Origin of the sequence: Commensalibacter nepenthis, from assembly GCF_029953305.1 — a bacterium.
Classification (GTDB): Bacteria; Pseudomonadota; Alphaproteobacteria; order Acetobacterales; family Acetobacteraceae; genus Commensalibacter; species Commensalibacter nepenthis.
Window position 1 is genome coordinate 1,676,300 of the sequence record NZ_JASBAN010000001.1, and the last position, 15,669, is coordinate 1,691,968.

Sequence of the window (15,669 nt, forward strand, 5' to 3'; positions counted from 1 at the left end):
TTGATTTAAGCTAAGTAATATAGAGCGGTTTGATGGTGTCTGAGAGCGTCGCATTATCGCTTTCATCTTTTAGACGAACGCCACTGATTTGCTTGATAAAGCTTTGCTCTAATAACCATGCCAGTTTAAATGCAGCCAGATCGTGTCTCAATCCTTCTGGACGAACATTTGAAATACAATTACGATCGGCATCATTGCGTGTATTATCTGGCTGCCATGTCATGTAAATACCAAGGCTGTCTGCGGAGGATAATCCAGGACGTTCACCAATGAGCATAGTGATGGATTTTGCACGTAAAAGAGTACCAATTTGATCGCCAAGTGCCACTCTGGCTTGATGTGCAAGCACAATGGGTCCTAGTTGAATATTGAATTTCTTTAAATAAGGCAGTAATGCGCGAATAACGCCTACAGCCTGACGATCAACTGCATAAGAAGATAACCCATCCCCAATAATAATAATTAAATCAGAAGGGTTTTGATAGGCTTGTTCTAGCTTCTCAATACTTTCTTGGTTTAATTTTCGTCCCAGATCAGGACGGCGTAAATATTCTTCTCGATCTTTTACACAACTATGGACGGTAAGCGTTGATAAGCCCATAGCCTGTAATTCATCTTGTATTTTGTTACTATTAAAAGGTTGATGCACAGCATCTCTTGCTTGTGCATGAGATAGTGAAAAATTTAAAGTTTCTTTGGTTGGTAAACTGACCCCATTACGCCCCAATGCAATGCGTGCTTTGGTGAATTGTTTTAAAAATAACCAATTATCAGGAAGGGTCATGTTTATTCTCCTGCAGGTAAAGAAGCGAGTAAAGGATGATTAGAATTTGCAGCTTGTAATTGCCCCATTTTATCGGTGATATGCATTTTTTCTAACCATTCACCAAATTCAGGTGCATGTTTAAGGTTGAATAAACGACGAAGATATAATGCATCATGAAAAGAAGTGCTTTGATAATTTAACATAATATCATCAGCACCAGGAACACTAATAATAAACGGAATATTTGCAGCTCCTAATAGAGTAAGCAATGTATCCATATCATCTTGATCTGTTTGTGCATGATTTGTATAGCAAATATCACATCCCAAAGGTAACCCGAGCAACTTTCCACAGAAATGATCTTCCAAACCAGCTCTAATAATTTGTTTTCCGTCATATAAATATTCTGGTCCAATAAATCCAACCACGGTATTGACGAGTAAAGGGGTGTAATGTCTTGCCACAGCATACGCTCTGGCTTCACAGGTTTGTTGATCGATCCCATGATGTGCATCGGCAGATAAACAGCTACCCTGCCCAGTTTCGAAATACATGACATTTTTTCCAACGGTGCCTCTATTTAAAGAAAGTGCAGCATCATAAGATTCTTGTAAGATATTCAGATTAATTCCAAAGCTAGTATTGGCTTTTTCTGTGCCTGCAATCGATTGAAAGACTAAATCAACAGGAATATTTTTTTCTATCAGCTGAATAGTATTGGTAACATGTGTGAGTACGCAGGATTGTGTAGGAATCTCAAATCGTTGAATGACTTCATCCAACATTTGGTTAATTTTTCCAAGGATTGGTAAGCTATCACTTGCAGGATTAATGCCAATAACAGCGTCTCCACTGCCATAGAGCAATCCATCCAGCATGCCCGCAGCAATTTCTTGCAAATCGTCAGTCGGACTATTGGGTTGTAATCGGGTGCTAAGATGTCCCGGCAGTCCTATGGTATTTCGGAATTTTGTGACGACATGACATTTTCTTGCGGCAATAATAAGGTCTTGATTACGCATTAATTTACTGACTGCTGCTGCCATTTCAGGGGTAATAGCAGGGCTTGCAGATGTAATCATTTCTGGTGTGGTTGTGTCGTCTAAGATCCAATTACGAAAATCACCCACTGTTAAATGGCTAATAGGCTGAAACTTATCTTTGTCATGACTATCAACGATAAGACGTGTGACTTCATCTTGTTCATAAGGGATTAACTGATCTTCTAAAAATGTTTTAAGAGAAATATCAGCTAGAGCCATTTTTGCAGCAGCACGTTCTTCATCACAACTTGCAGCAACACCCGCCAACACATCACCTGATCGTAAAGGAGAGGCTTTGGCTAGTACTGTTTTTAAATCTTCAAAAACCCAAGTTTGATTGGCTAAAATTGTTTTATACATAATTTTACCTGCTGAATGTTGCTAAGTATTGACTGAGTTTTATTGGTTCATTTTATTTCTGGATGATCGCGTTGCTAGAAAATAAAGATATCCTATACCCATAAACCCAACAAAACATCCTGCCAGTTCAAGATTATAGAGTGCCATTGTAATCAAGCATAAAACAGACATTATCATCGCAAAAAGTGGTGCAAAAGGATATAAAATTGCTTTAAAAGGTCGATGAAGGTTTGGTTCACTATGGCGTAATTTAAACAAGGATGCCATTGAAATAATATACATTAATAATGCGCCAAATGCAGCTACAGTCATAATACTTGCTGTTAAAGGTTGATTGGCAATAATAATCAGAGAGTCTGAAAAAATAGCACCAATGCCAACAAAACCACCTGCTAAAATAGCGATATATGGGGTATGGGTATATTTATTTACTTTTGCTAAAAATATTGGTAAATAGCCATCGCGTGCTAAAGAAAAGATTTGTCGGGAATATCCCATAATAATACCGTGCAAAGAGGCAATTAATCCAAAAAGCCCTAGCCAAACTAAGATATTTAACCATATGCTTTGAGCTCCAACAACAGCCTTCATTGCTTGTGGTAGCGGATCATTAATATTAGCTAATAAACGCCAATCGCCTTTTGCACCGCCTGCGAATAACATAATGAATAAAGCAAGTACAGTAACCGTAATAATGCCAGCGCCTAATGCTTTTGGAATTGTGCGTTGTGGGTCTTTGGCTTCTTCCGCTGCCATAGATGCCCCCTCAATGGCTAAGAAAAACCAAATTGCAAAAGGAGTGGCTGCCAGCATTCCTTCAATCGTGGAAAAATGAAATTGGTTTTGTCCACCCCATCCGTTATTGGCAAAATGATCCCACGAAAAGGTTGGCGCAACGATAACCATAAATAGAATTAACGCAAAAATAGCAAGTAATGTCACAATTAATTCAAAGGTTGCGGCAATATGAACACCAATAATATTCAACCCCATAAAGAGTAAAAAGGCCGTACAAGCGATCAGTTTGGTATTAATATAAGGAAATTGAACATTAATATATGCTCCAATTGCCATTGCAATCGCAGGAGGCGCAAAAACAAACTCGATTAATGTTGCAAACCCAGCAAAAAATCCTATTGTCGGTCCGAAAGCACGTAATGCATAAGCAAAAGGTCCTCCTGCGTGGGGAATAGCCGTACTTAATTCTGTTAAACTGAAAATAAAACAGCAATACATTAACGCAATTAAAAGAACGACAATTAAAAATCCTAATGTTCCAGCAGAGGCCCAACCATAGCTCCACCCAAAAAAAGATCCTGAAATAACCAGACCAACCGCAATTCCCCAAAGATGAAAACCGCTTAATGTCTGTTTAAGAGCTGTGTTTGATGACATAAGCAACCCTTTAGTATAAAATAATATTGAAATGAAAAAAACCTATAAAAACAGTAATTAAATTATAAATATAAAGCAAATAAAAAAATTAATAGGATATATTTATTAAATATTTGAAATATTGAATTATAAAATTTTGTTTTAAATCATTTTATTAGTGATAAATGTTTAATTTTTTCTTTTTCTGTAACTTTGTATAAAATTTTTTAAATAATCTGTATCGTCTATTTTAAGATCTTATTTTAAACCGTCTTTGATACTCAACATTATAGAGTGCGCTTTCGGTTGCTTGTTGATCGTGCAGGGCGGGACCAACCATAATCAAAGTCGTGCGTTCAACGGGTTGTTGGTTGAATTGTTCGATAATTGTGCCAAGGGTTCCTTTTAAAATTTGTTCATTTTCCCAAGTGACTCTGGCTGCAATAATAACAGGGCAGTCTTCTCCATAGAACGGGGCAAGGCGTCCAACGATCTCGTCTAAGCGATGAATAGCTAAATGTAAAACCAATGTGCAGCCTGTCTTTGCAAAAGTTTCTAGTTTTTCGTTTTCTGGCATAGAGGATGCACGTCCAGAAATACGGGTAAGGACAATTGATTGTGCAATTTCTGGAATAGTCAGTTCTTTTTCTATGAGGGCAGCGGCGGCGGCAAATGCAGGTACGCCAGGCGTTAACGTATAAGGAATATGATGTTTTATTAAACGCCGAATTTGTTCGGATACAGCACTGTAAACGGATAAATCTCCTGAATGAAGACGGGCAATATCTTTGCCTGCTTGATGGGCTTTGACATATTCTGCTTCGATTTGATTGAGATTTAAAGGTGCAGTGTCAATTAATGTTGCATCAGGTGGACAAAAATCCAGCATTTCTTTGGGAACAATAGAGCCTGCATATAAACAAATTGGACATTCAGAGAGGAGTTTATGTCCTCGTAATGTTAATAAATCCACAGCCCCAGGGCCAGCACCAATAAAATGAACAGTCATAAAGGGTCTCCTTTGATCGCTATGGAAAAACTTATTTTGTTATAAATCATTTTAGGAATCAGTAAACGTCCATTTTTATGAATAAGTGCCAGCGCACATGCTTCCGCTACGGCACCAAGACCCGTATGGTGATAGGTTGTTTCGGAATAACTATTACATTGAGGTTGTAAACGCAGCATTATTTCATGGGGAATAAAATGAACAGGAATAATTGATAGTTTTTTCAGATCAATCGCATTTTGATCTTGTTGTTTAAACGCAGGAAACGCGATATCGGTTGCATAATATTGATATTTTTGTAAAAGCATTTCCAATGTTTGGATAAGCTCTAACCCAGATGTTTTTTTTGAAAACCCCATACCAATGACGACCGGTTGCAAAAAGGTACAGGCGACTATTTGGTTATTGGAAATATCTTTTTGCATTTGTTTAAATCTTAAGACACAATAAATTCAGTATATTTTAAAAAGATACTTATTTTAAAGTGATCCATTTCTTATCGGTTCGGTTAAATTGATTGGGTAGTTATTGGTATTTTTATTGTTTCTGCACGACATATTGTGTAATAGCTCGGGCAGGTTTAAAGCCGTGATATTGCCCCAAAGTTTCGTAATATTCAACGGATAGTCGTGTTATTTGCCCGCCCCGTTGTTGTTGTGCTTTGAACAATAAATAATCTCCTTCAGCAGTCACAGAGTTGATGACCAACCTTCCCAGTGGACATAGTGCGTTCCAGACTGTTTCTAATAAATTTGGGGATGTTAATCCGCCACCAATAAAAATCGCATCTGGACGTGGCAAATCTTGCAAAGATTCAGGTGCTTTACCATTGATAATTTGCAAAGCTGGCACACCAAGGCGTATTGCATTTTCTTTGGCACGATTGGCACGATTTATATGGGGTTCAATAGCAATGGCTTTGCAAGTTGGGTGTGTTAACATCCATTCAATAGCAATAGAGCCAGAACCCGTTCCAATATCCCATAATAAAGCCCCAGGATAAGGTTGTAATGCGGATAGTGTATTGGCACGAACAGTTTGTTTGGTTAATTGTCCATCATTTTCAAACCAATGATCTTCTCGTCCATGTGTAAAAGGAAGAGCAGTAAAATGATCCAACTCAAGGGCAATGATATTTAAGGGATGAATATCGTTTGGAATGGCATCTCTTCCAGATAGCCAGAAGATATGTTCATCCTTACCACCAAGGGCTTCTAAGATATAAAAATTTTTATAAGATATATGCCACTCTTTTAAAAGAGTATGAACTTGATGAGGAGTTTTTTCGTTAGCGGATAGAATAAATAATCGGCGATACGGGATGAGGGAAGGGCGTAACGTTTCAATAGGTCGCCCACATAAAGAAACAGTATGGACATCCTGTCCATGCCATCCAAGGCGATTACATGCCAAACTATAAGAGGAAATAGCTGGAAAACTATTCCATTCGGCATGGGTTAATGTTTTTGTTAGTAAAGGACCAATTCCATACCAAAAAGGGTCTCCAGATGCCAAGACAGCAACAGGGGTTGGTTTATGTTGTAAAATTTTCTGTATAGAATGATCCAAAGGATTAGACCATATTTGCTTTTCCCCTTGAATTAACGCGTGTGCAAGGGCAAGATGACGCTTGCCCCCAACGACAAGACTGGCATTTCGAATGCGGTGTTGCGCGGTCGGACAAAGTCGGTCGATACCATCTTCACCAATACCAATAATATTTAAGAATTGATTTGACATCGAAATACTTCTATTCTAGGTTTTTAGGGAATTATTAATCGAGTGATTGTAAAGATTTCTACTAAGTAAAGTCAATAACCACTCGGCATAACAAACAATAATTTTAGAATTAAACAGTAATTAAAGATAAGATAGACTGTAGATGGGGTACGTCGTGAAATAATTTTGGTCTCACGCAAGGAATTGTTGTTGGGACAATCATTGACGATATTAATGATTTAGAAAATAGCACAGGGATAAACAATTTATTGAGTTTTACTGTCCCAGTTCATCAAGATATTACCGATACCCCAACAATGTCGTAATTTTTAAACGCATCAAATACTGAATACACAATCACTGGCAAATCAGGTAAGCTGAAAGCATTTCTAGTGAATGGTAAGCAACTTGCAATACAAAATTTAGAGTCACGGATGACAGTAAAAGTGTGGATAATAGATGAAAATCAAGAGGTTATCGCATATTTAGGAATAGGAGGGGGATAATTTACTCTTAAATCCTGCGATGTTTGCTTCTCGACTTGCGGTTGATATAACGGTGTGGAATCAAGCCATATCTCATTCAGAAAGAGATTCGGTAAAATTCCCACAATACCTAGTACATGAAGCAGAAAAGCAAGGTTATAACACCAATATTTTTTTGTGACTGGACATTCATTGGGTGGTATCGAGGCTTTTTATGTCGCTCAACAAACCGGTTTAGGGGGGCATTTGAATTCACAGGCATTCCAGCATCAACAACGGTATAAGGTACAGGTGATAAGTTTGTTAGCGTGGTTACCTATGGTGATTTTGTGGGTGAGTATGCATCTGATATTGCAAAAGGTATCCGTTTTTAACAATAATGTATTCGGACGCAAATGGAGAGATGAATCATTATGGTAAAGTATTAACAATTGGTGACAAAGCTGATAGTGAGGCAATGATGAGTAAGTTGGTAGATTGGAATAATTCAAGTTTAAAGAATGTAGTGGATATTTTGAAGGTTATTCCTGATTTCTTTAAGTTTCATTTGCCTAGAACGCAGGCAGCTGATATGGGTATCGAACTTTCTCCACATTCTTTATTATGTAATATGATTTCTACACAACATGGAAATGTCATTCCAATGGTTAATGATTCTATTACGGTTGCTTTCAAAACATAAACTCAATTAACATTGCTTGAAGGGATATGAAATTTTTAAAAAAATTTTAATTTTGGGTGGAACAACGGAAGCATCAGCGTTGATCAAAAACTGTCGAGATCAGGAAAATCTTGATCTAGTTTTGTCATTAGCTGGTGTAACCCAAAGCCCTGTTTTGCCTGCACGAATAGTCACTAGGATTGGTGGGTTTGGTGGCACGATTAAAATGGCAGAGTGGCTAAAAGATAATCAAATTCATGCCATTATTGATGCAACCCATCCTTTTGCTCAACAAATTACGAAAAATGCGTATCAAGCAGCACGAATTGCGGACGTTCCTTATTTACGTCTGGAGCGCCCTGCGTGGCAAAAAAAGCCAGGGGATATTTGGCACGAAGTAAAAACTGTTGAAGAGGCGGTTTTAAAATTAGGCAAAGACCCTTTGCGTGTTTTTGTCACGATTGGTCGCAAAGAGTTATTGCCCTTCAAAGAATGTGCTGTTTCTCATCATTATTGGATCAGAAGTGTTGATCGTCCTCAGGAATGTTATCTCCCTCGTCATGTTCAGTTAATTCAAGCCAAAGGACCGTTTGATGAAGCGGACGAGATGGCTTTTTTAAAGCACCACCAAATTCACTATATTGTTAGTAAAAATTCAGGAGGGCAAACCGTGTACGCAAAAATCAGCGCGGCACGAAAATTAAAGATTCCTGTTATTTTGATTCAAAGACCGATAATGGAGCCAATGCCATGCGTAGATACATGGCAACAAGCTCAACAATGGATATTTCAAATTGAATATCAAAACCCCAATTCAGACAAAGAAGGATGATCTTCTGGTCTGGTTCCCAAAGTCCAGAAATATTTGCGTTCATTTTCTTGAATAGGCAAATCATTGATACAAGCAAATCGTTTGCTCATTAGCCCATGCTCGTTAAACTCCCAATTTTCATTGCCATAAGAGCGAAACCATTGACCACGATCATTATGCCACTCATACGCAAAACGAACCGCTATTTTAGTGTCCGTATAAGCCCATAATTCTTTGATTAACCGATACTCTAATTCTGTTTGCCATTTTGTGCTTAAGAATTGGATAATTTCTTGTCGTCCATGAATAAATTCAGAACGATTACGCCATTGACTGTCAATTGTGTAAGCCAAGGCAACTTTTTCTGGATCTTGGCTATTCCATCCATTTTCAGCTAGGCGCACTTTTTGACAAGCGGTTTCAAAAGTAAAAGGGGGCAAAGGTGGGCGTTGTTCTGCCATGATGTTATGGCTTTCAAATGAGCGCGTTATATAGATTTATTTGATTTAAATATTTTTCCACTCAATAGTCAAATTAACATTTTGCTTATTCTGTTCAATTAATTGGGCATTTGGTTCATCAGTATGCTCTACCCATGCTTTGGCATCTTCGACAGAACGTCCAAAGTAACAATGGCGGTCGACCAGACGTTGTTGACGTTCTGCAATCGGTGCTGTGACGAACCAACGCTCATCAAATAAAGGTGCTAATGTTTTCCATTCATTTTGTGCTAATAAGAGATAATTGCCTTCTGTAATAATCAGGGGAATGTTGTCGAATATTGGAATAGACCCTGCGATAGGTTCCTCTATGGTTCGATAAAATTCGGGTGCATAAATAATTTCGTTTTTTTGTTGATTTTTCAAACGCTCAATTAATGCTTTATATCCCCATACGTCGAATGTATCTGGCGCACCTTTGCGTTCTTTGCGTCCTAGACGCTCTAATTCTTTGTTGGATAAATGATAACCATCCATTGGGACAATCATAGAAATATCTTTTAACGCTTCGTGCAGTAATCGGGCAACGGTTGATTTTCCAGAACCTGGCGCACCAGCAATGGCTAAAATAGTACGTTCTTTTCGGCGTGCTAATATTTTGGCGTGGTCAATATATTCCTGAGGTAATATTAATCCGTGAACAGGATTTTCGCTGATATTTGTCATAATATTGTCCTTTAAGCTACAGCTATTTGGCATAGAGTAATATAGTTTTTAAAAAGTGAAAGTGGTTCTGAATGGAAATGATTGTTAGAGTGATTGATTTTGTATAAACTTGTATTACAAATACATTATTTGAAGAGGAAAATAGAATGAATTTAGACAAGGATTACTTTCTAAATAAATATAATTTAATGCTTCCTCACACTGAAGTTGTTGAGGCAATGCCTAGTTTAACCAAAGGCACAGCACTAGATTTGGGATGTGGTGGGGGCAGGAATAGCTTATATTTGGCTCAGCAAGGATTTACAGTCGATGCATGGGATCATAGTGAGAATAGTATCCAAAAATTGGATAGTATTTGTGTGAATGAATCCATTGATTCGATTACAACCAGAGTGGTTGATTTAAATAATCTTGATTTTTCAGGTCAATATGATGTTATTATATCGACCGTTGTTTTCATGTTTCTCACTCCTAAATCTATTCCTCATTTAATTGGGAATATGCAAAAATCAACCAAAAAAGGCGGGTATAATTTGATTGTTTCCGCAATGGATACAGAAGATTATCCATGCAACCTTGATTTTTTCACATTCACTTTTAAACCCAGAGAATTATCTTCATACTATGATTCATGGACAATTAAGAAATATAACGAAGATACTGGTCTGTTACATAAGACTGACGAACACGGTAATCGAATAAAATTGCGTTTTGCGACCCTTTTAGCACAAAAAAACTAGCAATCATGAAAAAACGGCAGTGTTTTTTACTATACTGCCATTTTATGATTAATTTTTTTGAATGATATCTTTTGTTTTTTGAATATCTTCTGGGGTTAAAGGATGAGCGTGATTGCCCCAATTACTGCGGATATAATTAATGACATCAGCCGTATCTTTATTGGTCAATACCCATTGATATCCAGGCATGGCATAAGGTAAGTGATCTTGTGTCACAGGGGTTTTTCCGCCTTCTAAGATGATACGAACCAGTGTTAATGGGTCTTCACTATTAACGGTTAAGTTTCCTTGTAATGGTGGGATGACATGGTTATTGCCTTTGCCATTCACACCGTGGCAAGTGGAACAATAGCGCATATACATAAACTCACCATTATCTCGTACTTTTGCTTGCGAAGCACTGCCAGTGGGTTGAACGGCTCGTTGATTGCCATCAATATTGGCAAGATATGTTGCAATCGCATCAAGGTCTTGATCGGTTAAATATTGTGTGCTTTCACTGACCACCTCATCCATTGGACCCGCAAGCGCTTTATGTTCGCTGCGACCTTTTTTCAATAAATCAATGGTTTCTTGTTTTGAAAAAGGCAAATTACGCAATGAGGGGGCATACCATCCCGCAAGTTGTGCGCCACTTAGATAGCTGCCTTTTTGTTCATCAAAACTTTTTTCCTGCATGCCATAGCCACGAGGCGTATGGCATGTGCCACAATGCCCAGGACCTTGGACGAGATATGCACCTCTGTTCCATTGTTCACTTTGATCTGCACGGGGTTGAAAACGCTTGTTTTCTGTATACATAGCATTCCAAGCAGAGAGAGGCCAACGTATCGATAAAGGCCAAGAAATGTCTGATGGGCGATTGGCGACGGCTTGGGGTTTGACTTCATTCATTAAATAATTATATAACGCTCGCATGTCCTCATCGCTTAATTTAACATAAGAGGGGTAAGGCATAGCAGGGTAAAGATGCTGACCGTCTTTGCCAACGCCTTTACGAACAGCACGTACGAAATCGTTATAGCTCCAACTACCAATACCGTTGGTTTTATCAGGCGTGATATTAGTAGAATAAATATTCCCCAAAGGCGTTGGGAATTTCATTCCACCAGCTAATTCTTTGCCATTAGGAGCCGTGTGGCACGCACCGCAATCGCTGGCACGGAAAACATATTCTCCCTTGGACATCGTAGGATTGGCATGGGCAATACTGGGTAATGTCATCAAAAAGAGGATTGATAAGCGTTTCATGATTATCCTTTCATCTTATGAAGTTCATTAACCGCACGCCATCCTTGATCAATGGCAGCATGCGCATAAGGTGCCCAATCTGAATCAGAGTTTGCGATGGTAATACGCCCCACAGGTTTGCGCGCTGTTTCGATGATTTTTTGTGCGCTATCTTCATCGGATTCAGACAAACCGCTATAAGTATAAGAATATCCATGCGCCCAACGATTAACGGTAATGGCTTGAATGTCTTTGGTATGGTCAAAGCCCGCATCGCCAAACATTCCTTGTAATTGGTCACGGATCATACGTTCATGTACCTCGAACGGAGTACCCAATAAGAATGCACGTCCTTTACGAGATTGCTCACGAATGCTGAGACCGCTGCCAGGGAAGGTCGGCACATAAACCATATGTAAACAAATCGGTTTCTTTGGGTCTCTGGGGTGTTGATACTCCCCCATATCAACGGGGTAATCCAGTTTCACACGGCTATAAGGGGCTGCAACAGCATAAATTTCATGAACGCCTTTTTTGATAAAAGGTTCCCAATTATTGATGATGACCTTGGTGTAAACTAATGGTGCTTTGACATTTTGTTTTAAGGCTTCTTTTTGAGTTTCTGGCATTTCAGGCACAATATAAGGAATCATCATATTATACCCAGCCATCACAACATGACCGCCTTTGACTTTGTGCAGTGTGCCTTCTTTGAGATAGGTTACCTCTACGCCATCATCAACGTTTGCTACATGAACGCCTGTACTACTCAGTCTTAATCGGACGAAATTTTCTGGTTTATCCAGTTGGTTATAATCAAATTGAGCTGTAACGATGCTTTCCATTGTATCGCCTGGCGCAATCGCTGGGATTAAGTGACGAACAATTGAACGTGCAAGACCAGCATTGCCATCAGGGAAATGATAGATATAAGGATCCTCTAAATCAGCAAGGTCATCAGGATCCATAGGGGGTAAATTCATCCCATCAAACCCAGGTAACGCACAAAGACGGGCATCACTACATGAAACACCATCAATCCCTATGGCTTGGAAATCATTGGTTCGTTGTTGAAAATATCGAATAGCACTATCGTTTAATTTGACTTTGTCTTTTAAGAATTCTGTATAGCTATGCTTATCAAGCCATGCCGTTTTCTGTTCAGGGGTCATGCCCGGCATATAATCTTTGTTTTCGGTGTGAAGTGCAATCAGAGCTTTGCGATCTTCTTCACTTAATGGGAAATCATTGATAAAATCAACAATATTACGTCCATTTAAGCGATCAGGTGGAATGTCATCAGAGACTGCTCGACCTGGATCACCAGCGACAATTTTGTCGACACCAAAATTCTTTTTATCAAAATAAACACCACGGCTTAAGTTTAAATCTGGGTAAAAAGTTTTGTCGAAATCTTTTGCCATGACATCAACATTAATATTTAATTCTGCGATCAGTTTTTTAACGACATCACTAAAATTATGTTGTGGGGATTGAAAGGATTCACTTCCTCCATATCCCAAGATCATACTATCACTAGTATGAAATTCATTGCGTTTTGCATGACCACCAAAATCATCATGGTTATCAAGCAACAAAATCTTGCTATCTTTACCTTGTAATTGTTGCCAAAAATAAGCAGATGCTAAACCGCTTAGACCTGCACCCACAATCACAAGGTCATAAGTCTCTTGAACAGGTAGGGTTTTAGAATTAAATTTCTCTCCTTCGCGTCCCAAGGCATGAGCCCCTTCAAAAGAACCAGGGTGATTGCCCCTTAATCCCGTTAAGGTGGGGGGATAATATAGTGTTTGAGTCGCAGTCTGGGCGGATGCTTTTAATATCTGTGCAGGTGCCATTCCCGCAACAATACTAATTGCCACACCATTCAAAAAATCACGCCTTGTGACAGTCATTGAGTAAAGCCTTATATATTTTGTTTTATCATTTTTGTATATCATAAAACGACGGAGATTAAACAATAAACAATTGATGAGCTTGATATTCGAGCTTGCTAAAAATTAGTAGACGTAATGCTGAAATATTGGGATGATTTTTTAAATACTAGTTTTGTATATATTTTTATTACGTTAATATAAATACACGAAAGCAACTTTTCTCAGTGGCAAAAGATATTATTTTTTTGGTTGATTAGGATGATTATGTGACTATAAGGGCATGTTTTTATACGCAGATAAAATACATAAAACAACGAAGGCTTTGTTTTATAAATAGAAGTTTATGTATTTTATCTTTGTGTAAAGGAGTGCGCTATTTGTTTTAATAGTTGCTAAATAATTATAGTCTTTTTCTGACCATTATATAAAGTTTATACATAATTTGTCTGCGTTTGGTGCCTAAAGGTAAAAATCTATTTACAAAAGGTTTCAAAATCTCTCTGATTGTAAAGTTTGGATTAATATATATTTGTTCAACCTTATGCTCAACTCTATGTTCGATATTTGATGGTGCATGGTATGTTGGAACGTTATTATTTTTCCAAGGGGTATTGCGTAAATAATAGAAAAAGATTGACGCAAAGTCTGCAGTGGGATTAAACCATGGTTTTTGCTCGCCAGCGAAATGGATAATCCATGGATCTTTTCTTGCTTTGAAATAGTTTTCCATAATTGGTAATGGAAGTTTTTTATAAAATGTTTCAACATTGCCATTGCCGTGTAAAACGTTCCATTGCATGTCCAGATAATAAATATCGCCTTCTAAATGTTTATTTAAAAGATCTTGATCTAAAAACCAATAACTTGCTTTACACATATCTTCAAGAATATCTTGATCTACACCAGTTTTTCTGATTTTTTTGGTATTAAATATTAACACACCAGCTTGGGCATAATTATGAGGGTTTTTCATACCTAAATATTGCTTTAGATACTCCTCTGTTGTTAACCCACCGCATACATCACGACACATTATTTTAAATTTGATAAAACCAGCCATGACATAATCTTTGACTGCTGCTACGGAATTATTGCCAATATCAGTATCAAATAGATGTTGAACGTCTTTGTTAACAACCATATCTGCGTCTAAATAAACAACTTTATCATATTGTGGCAGGATGGTGGGGATCAAGATGCGATAATAGGTTTCTTTAGAAAAATGTGCATGTAAGTTTAAATTTTTATTAGCAAAAAAATGATCAACATTAATGATGTTTAACTTGAAATTCTTCAGATTTCTAAACATAAAGTTAAAGTTGAATTTCGTTGTCTCAGACAATGCACCTTCTATAATGTAAAGGTCATAAAAACAAGTGGGATCACTATTTTCAATGATGGATTGAATTAATGCAGCACCCGTAATTGCGTAATTCTCATTAAAGGCGGTCACGATAGGAACTATTTTCTTATAGTTTTTTTTAATTTTATCCAATTGAGAGGTATCTGTCATATTTGTCATCGCCACAGGTTGTTGTGATGTTAATTGATAGTTACCGGTATTGACATTGTGTACAAAGGTTCTGCGGCATTCTACAATTTTTAATGTTTCATTTTGTCTTAAGTGTGTCAGATATATACCCAGTAACCATTCAGAAATATACCCAAAAACTCTATATTCTTGTAAATCTCTGTTTTCTAAATTTAATTTTTTTTCAAGTTCAAATAAAATATCAAATAGCCATGCACTGTAATGTTCAAAAATATCACGCTTCATGATGAACATATTGGTATAATAGCCCTCAGTGGATATATTATAATTGGTAATTGCTTCTTCATATTCTGGATATTTTGCTCTTAGAATATCCAGACATGTGTAATAATCTTTAATAAAAAGATTGGGACCATTTTTATATTGATCGAGATTATTTTTAGCGTAATGGTTTCTGACGTCCCATTTTTCAGGAGCTACGACATCAACATTGATTAAAAATTTTTCTAAAGCTTGATCGGAGTATCCAACCTCTTTTAAATAATTTTGATCTATTTGATCATACGGGGTAACACCATATATATTGTTTTCAGTTGTATTCTCTGGGTTAAATATAAAATGACGCCGATAGTGGCAAAAACCGATATATTCACTGGTTAAATCATTTTTCCATGCCCAATATTGAGCTGTCAGTTCACAAAAACTTTTGTTTTTGAGGGAGATATTATCCCCGGTTGCATCATTTAATTCTGTTGGAAATAACGGTTTGTTAAATGCTGTGCCAACTTGTATGGGCTTAAAGTAATTTGTTTTAATGAGATCACATTGATTGTGATAAGAAACATAAAGGGAAATTTTTTTCATTTTGTTCAACATGCTGATAAAGATGAGACATAATTTTTTATTGTTTTGTGT

14 protein-coding genes are annotated in these 15,669 nt (G+C 37.4%); 3 read left to right on the plus strand and 11 right to left on the minus strand.

Features of this window, described 5'->3' with window-relative positions; genetic code table 11:
- Positions 1–10: 10 nt before the first annotated feature.
- From eutC to cbiE, 6 genes are all read right to left on the minus strand, one after another.
- On the minus strand, positions 11–784 hold the full coding sequence (eutC, locus tag QJV33_RS07825) for an ethanolamine ammonia-lyase subunit EutC (protein ID WP_281462797.1): 774 nt from the start codon (positions 782–784) through the stop codon (positions 11–13).
- Between the two features lie 2 nt (positions 785–786).
- Positions 787–2,169, minus strand: a complete 1,383-nt coding sequence (locus QJV33_RS07830; RefSeq protein ID WP_281462798.1) for an ethanolamine ammonia-lyase subunit EutB — start codon at positions 2,167–2,169, stop codon at positions 787–789.
- A gap of 39 nt (positions 2,170–2,208) precedes the next feature.
- Positions 2,209–3,564: an ethanolamine permease gene (gene eat / locus QJV33_RS07835; protein ID WP_281462799.1), complete on the minus strand. Its 1,356-nt coding sequence runs from the start codon at positions 3,562–3,564 to the stop codon at positions 2,209–2,211.
- Positions 3,565–3,793: 229 nt separating this feature from the next.
- Positions 3,794–4,552 (minus strand): precorrin-4 C(11)-methyltransferase, encoded by a 759-nt coding sequence (gene cobM, locus QJV33_RS07840; protein ID WP_281462800.1) that lies wholly within the window; start codon positions 4,550–4,552, stop codon positions 3,794–3,796.
- Positions 4,549–4,977, minus strand: coding sequence for a cobalamin biosynthesis protein (locus QJV33_RS07845; RefSeq protein WP_281462801.1), 429 nt, complete (start codon positions 4,975–4,977; stop codon positions 4,549–4,551). The genes cobM and QJV33_RS07845 overlap by 4 nt, the downstream gene beginning before the upstream one ends.
- A gap of 112 nt (positions 4,978–5,089) precedes the next feature.
- Positions 5,090–6,292, minus strand: a complete 1,203-nt coding sequence (gene cbiE, locus QJV33_RS07850; RefSeq protein WP_281462802.1) for a precorrin-6y C5,15-methyltransferase (decarboxylating) subunit CbiE — start codon at positions 6,290–6,292, stop codon at positions 5,090–5,092.
- 867 nt (positions 6,293–7,159) lie between these two features.
- Between cbiE and QJV33_RS07855 the strand changes: the two genes are divergently transcribed.
- Both QJV33_RS07855 and QJV33_RS07860 read left to right on the plus strand, forming a co-directional pair.
- On the plus strand, positions 7,160–7,438 hold the full coding sequence (locus QJV33_RS07855) for a hypothetical protein (RefSeq protein WP_281462803.1): 279 nt from the start codon (positions 7,160–7,162) through the stop codon (positions 7,436–7,438).
- 16 nt (positions 7,439–7,454) lie between these two features.
- Positions 7,455–8,249: a cobalt-precorrin-6A reductase gene (locus QJV33_RS07860; protein ID WP_281462804.1), complete on the plus strand. Its 795-nt coding sequence runs from the start codon at positions 7,455–7,457 to the stop codon at positions 8,247–8,249.
- On the opposite strand, the gene QJV33_RS07865 is transcribed toward QJV33_RS07860, so the two are convergent.
- Together QJV33_RS07865 and QJV33_RS07870 are read right to left on the minus strand one after the other, a co-directional pair.
- A complete protein-coding gene (locus QJV33_RS07865) occupies positions 8,219–8,689 on the minus strand; it encodes a nuclear transport factor 2 family protein (RefSeq protein ID WP_281462805.1) in 471 nt (156 codons plus the stop codon). The genes QJV33_RS07860 and QJV33_RS07865 overlap by 31 nt on opposite strands.
- A gap of 45 nt (positions 8,690–8,734) precedes the next feature.
- Entirely contained in the window at positions 8,735–9,394 is a 660-nt protein-coding gene (locus QJV33_RS07870) for a nucleoside/nucleotide kinase family protein (RefSeq protein ID WP_281462806.1), read from the minus strand.
- Between the two features lie 146 nt (positions 9,395–9,540).
- Between QJV33_RS07870 and tehB the strand changes: the two genes are divergently transcribed.
- On the plus strand, positions 9,541–10,134 hold the full coding sequence (tehB, locus tag QJV33_RS07875) for a tellurite resistance methyltransferase TehB (RefSeq protein ID WP_281462807.1): 594 nt from the start codon (positions 9,541–9,543) through the stop codon (positions 10,132–10,134).
- 48 nt (positions 10,135–10,182) lie between these two features.
- Here tehB and QJV33_RS07880 read toward each other — a convergent pair whose 3' ends face one another.
- The 3 genes from QJV33_RS07880 to QJV33_RS07890 all read right to left on the minus strand — a co-directional run bounded on the left by QJV33_RS07880 (position 10,183) and on the right by QJV33_RS07890 (position 15,618).
- Positions 10,183–11,385 carry a c-type cytochrome gene (locus QJV33_RS07880; RefSeq protein WP_281462808.1) on the minus strand — a complete coding sequence of 401 codons (1,203 nt, stop codon included), beginning with the start codon at positions 11,383–11,385 and terminating at the stop codon, positions 10,183–10,185.
- 2 nt (positions 11,386–11,387) lie between these two features.
- Positions 11,388–13,280 carry an NAD(P)-binding protein gene (locus QJV33_RS07885; protein ID WP_281462809.1) on the minus strand — a complete coding sequence of 631 codons (1,893 nt, stop codon included), beginning with the start codon at positions 13,278–13,280 and terminating at the stop codon, positions 11,388–11,390.
- Positions 13,281–13,662: 382 nt separating this feature from the next.
- Entirely contained in the window at positions 13,663–15,618 is a 1,956-nt protein-coding gene (locus QJV33_RS07890; protein ID WP_281462810.1) for a DUF4422 domain-containing protein, read from the minus strand.
- Positions 15,619–15,669: the final 51 nt, after the last annotated feature.

Bases quoted from the DNA above. Each gene is read 5' to 3' on its own strand.
- QJV33_RS07845 (WP_281462801.1), bottom strand. From the start codon at position 4,977: ATGCAAAAAGATATTTCCAATAACCAAATAGTCGCCTGTACCTTTTTG.
- QJV33_RS07855 (WP_281462803.1), top strand. From the start codon at position 7,160: ATGAATCATTATGGTAAAGTATTAACAATTGGTGACAAAGCTGATAGT.
- QJV33_RS07885 (WP_281462809.1), bottom strand. From the start codon at position 13,280: ATGACTGTCACAAGGCGTGATTTTTTGAATGGTGTGGCAATTAGTATT.
- QJV33_RS07870 (WP_281462806.1), bottom strand. From the start codon at position 9,394: ATGACAAATATCAGCGAAAATCCTGTTCACGGATTAATATTACCTCAG.
- cobM (WP_281462800.1), bottom strand. From the start codon at position 4,552: ATGACTGTTCATTTTATTGGTGCTGGCCCTGGGGCTGTGGATTTATTA.
- QJV33_RS07865 (WP_281462805.1), bottom strand. From the start codon at position 8,689: ATGGCAGAACAACGCCCACCTTTGCCCCCTTTTACTTTTGAAACCGCT.
- tehB (WP_281462807.1), top strand. From the start codon at position 9,541: ATGAATTTAGACAAGGATTACTTTCTAAATAAATATAATTTAATGCTT.
- QJV33_RS07830 (WP_281462798.1), bottom strand. From the start codon at position 2,169: ATGTATAAAACAATTTTAGCCAATCAAACTTGGGTTTTTGAAGATTTA.
- QJV33_RS07890 (WP_281462810.1), bottom strand. From the start codon at position 15,618: ATGAAAAAAATTTCCCTTTATGTTTCTTATCACAATCAATGTGATCTC.
- QJV33_RS07880 (WP_281462808.1), bottom strand. From the start codon at position 11,385: ATGAAACGCTTATCAATCCTCTTTTTGATGACATTACCCAGTATTGCC.
- cbiE (WP_281462802.1), bottom strand. From the start codon at position 6,292: ATGTCAAATCAATTCTTAAATATTATTGGTATTGGTGAAGATGGTATC.
- eat (WP_281462799.1), bottom strand. From the start codon at position 3,564: ATGTCATCAAACACAGCTCTTAAACAGACATTAAGCGGTTTTCATCTT.
- eutC (WP_281462797.1), bottom strand. From the start codon at position 784: ATGACCCTTCCTGATAATTGGTTATTTTTAAAACAATTCACCAAAGCA.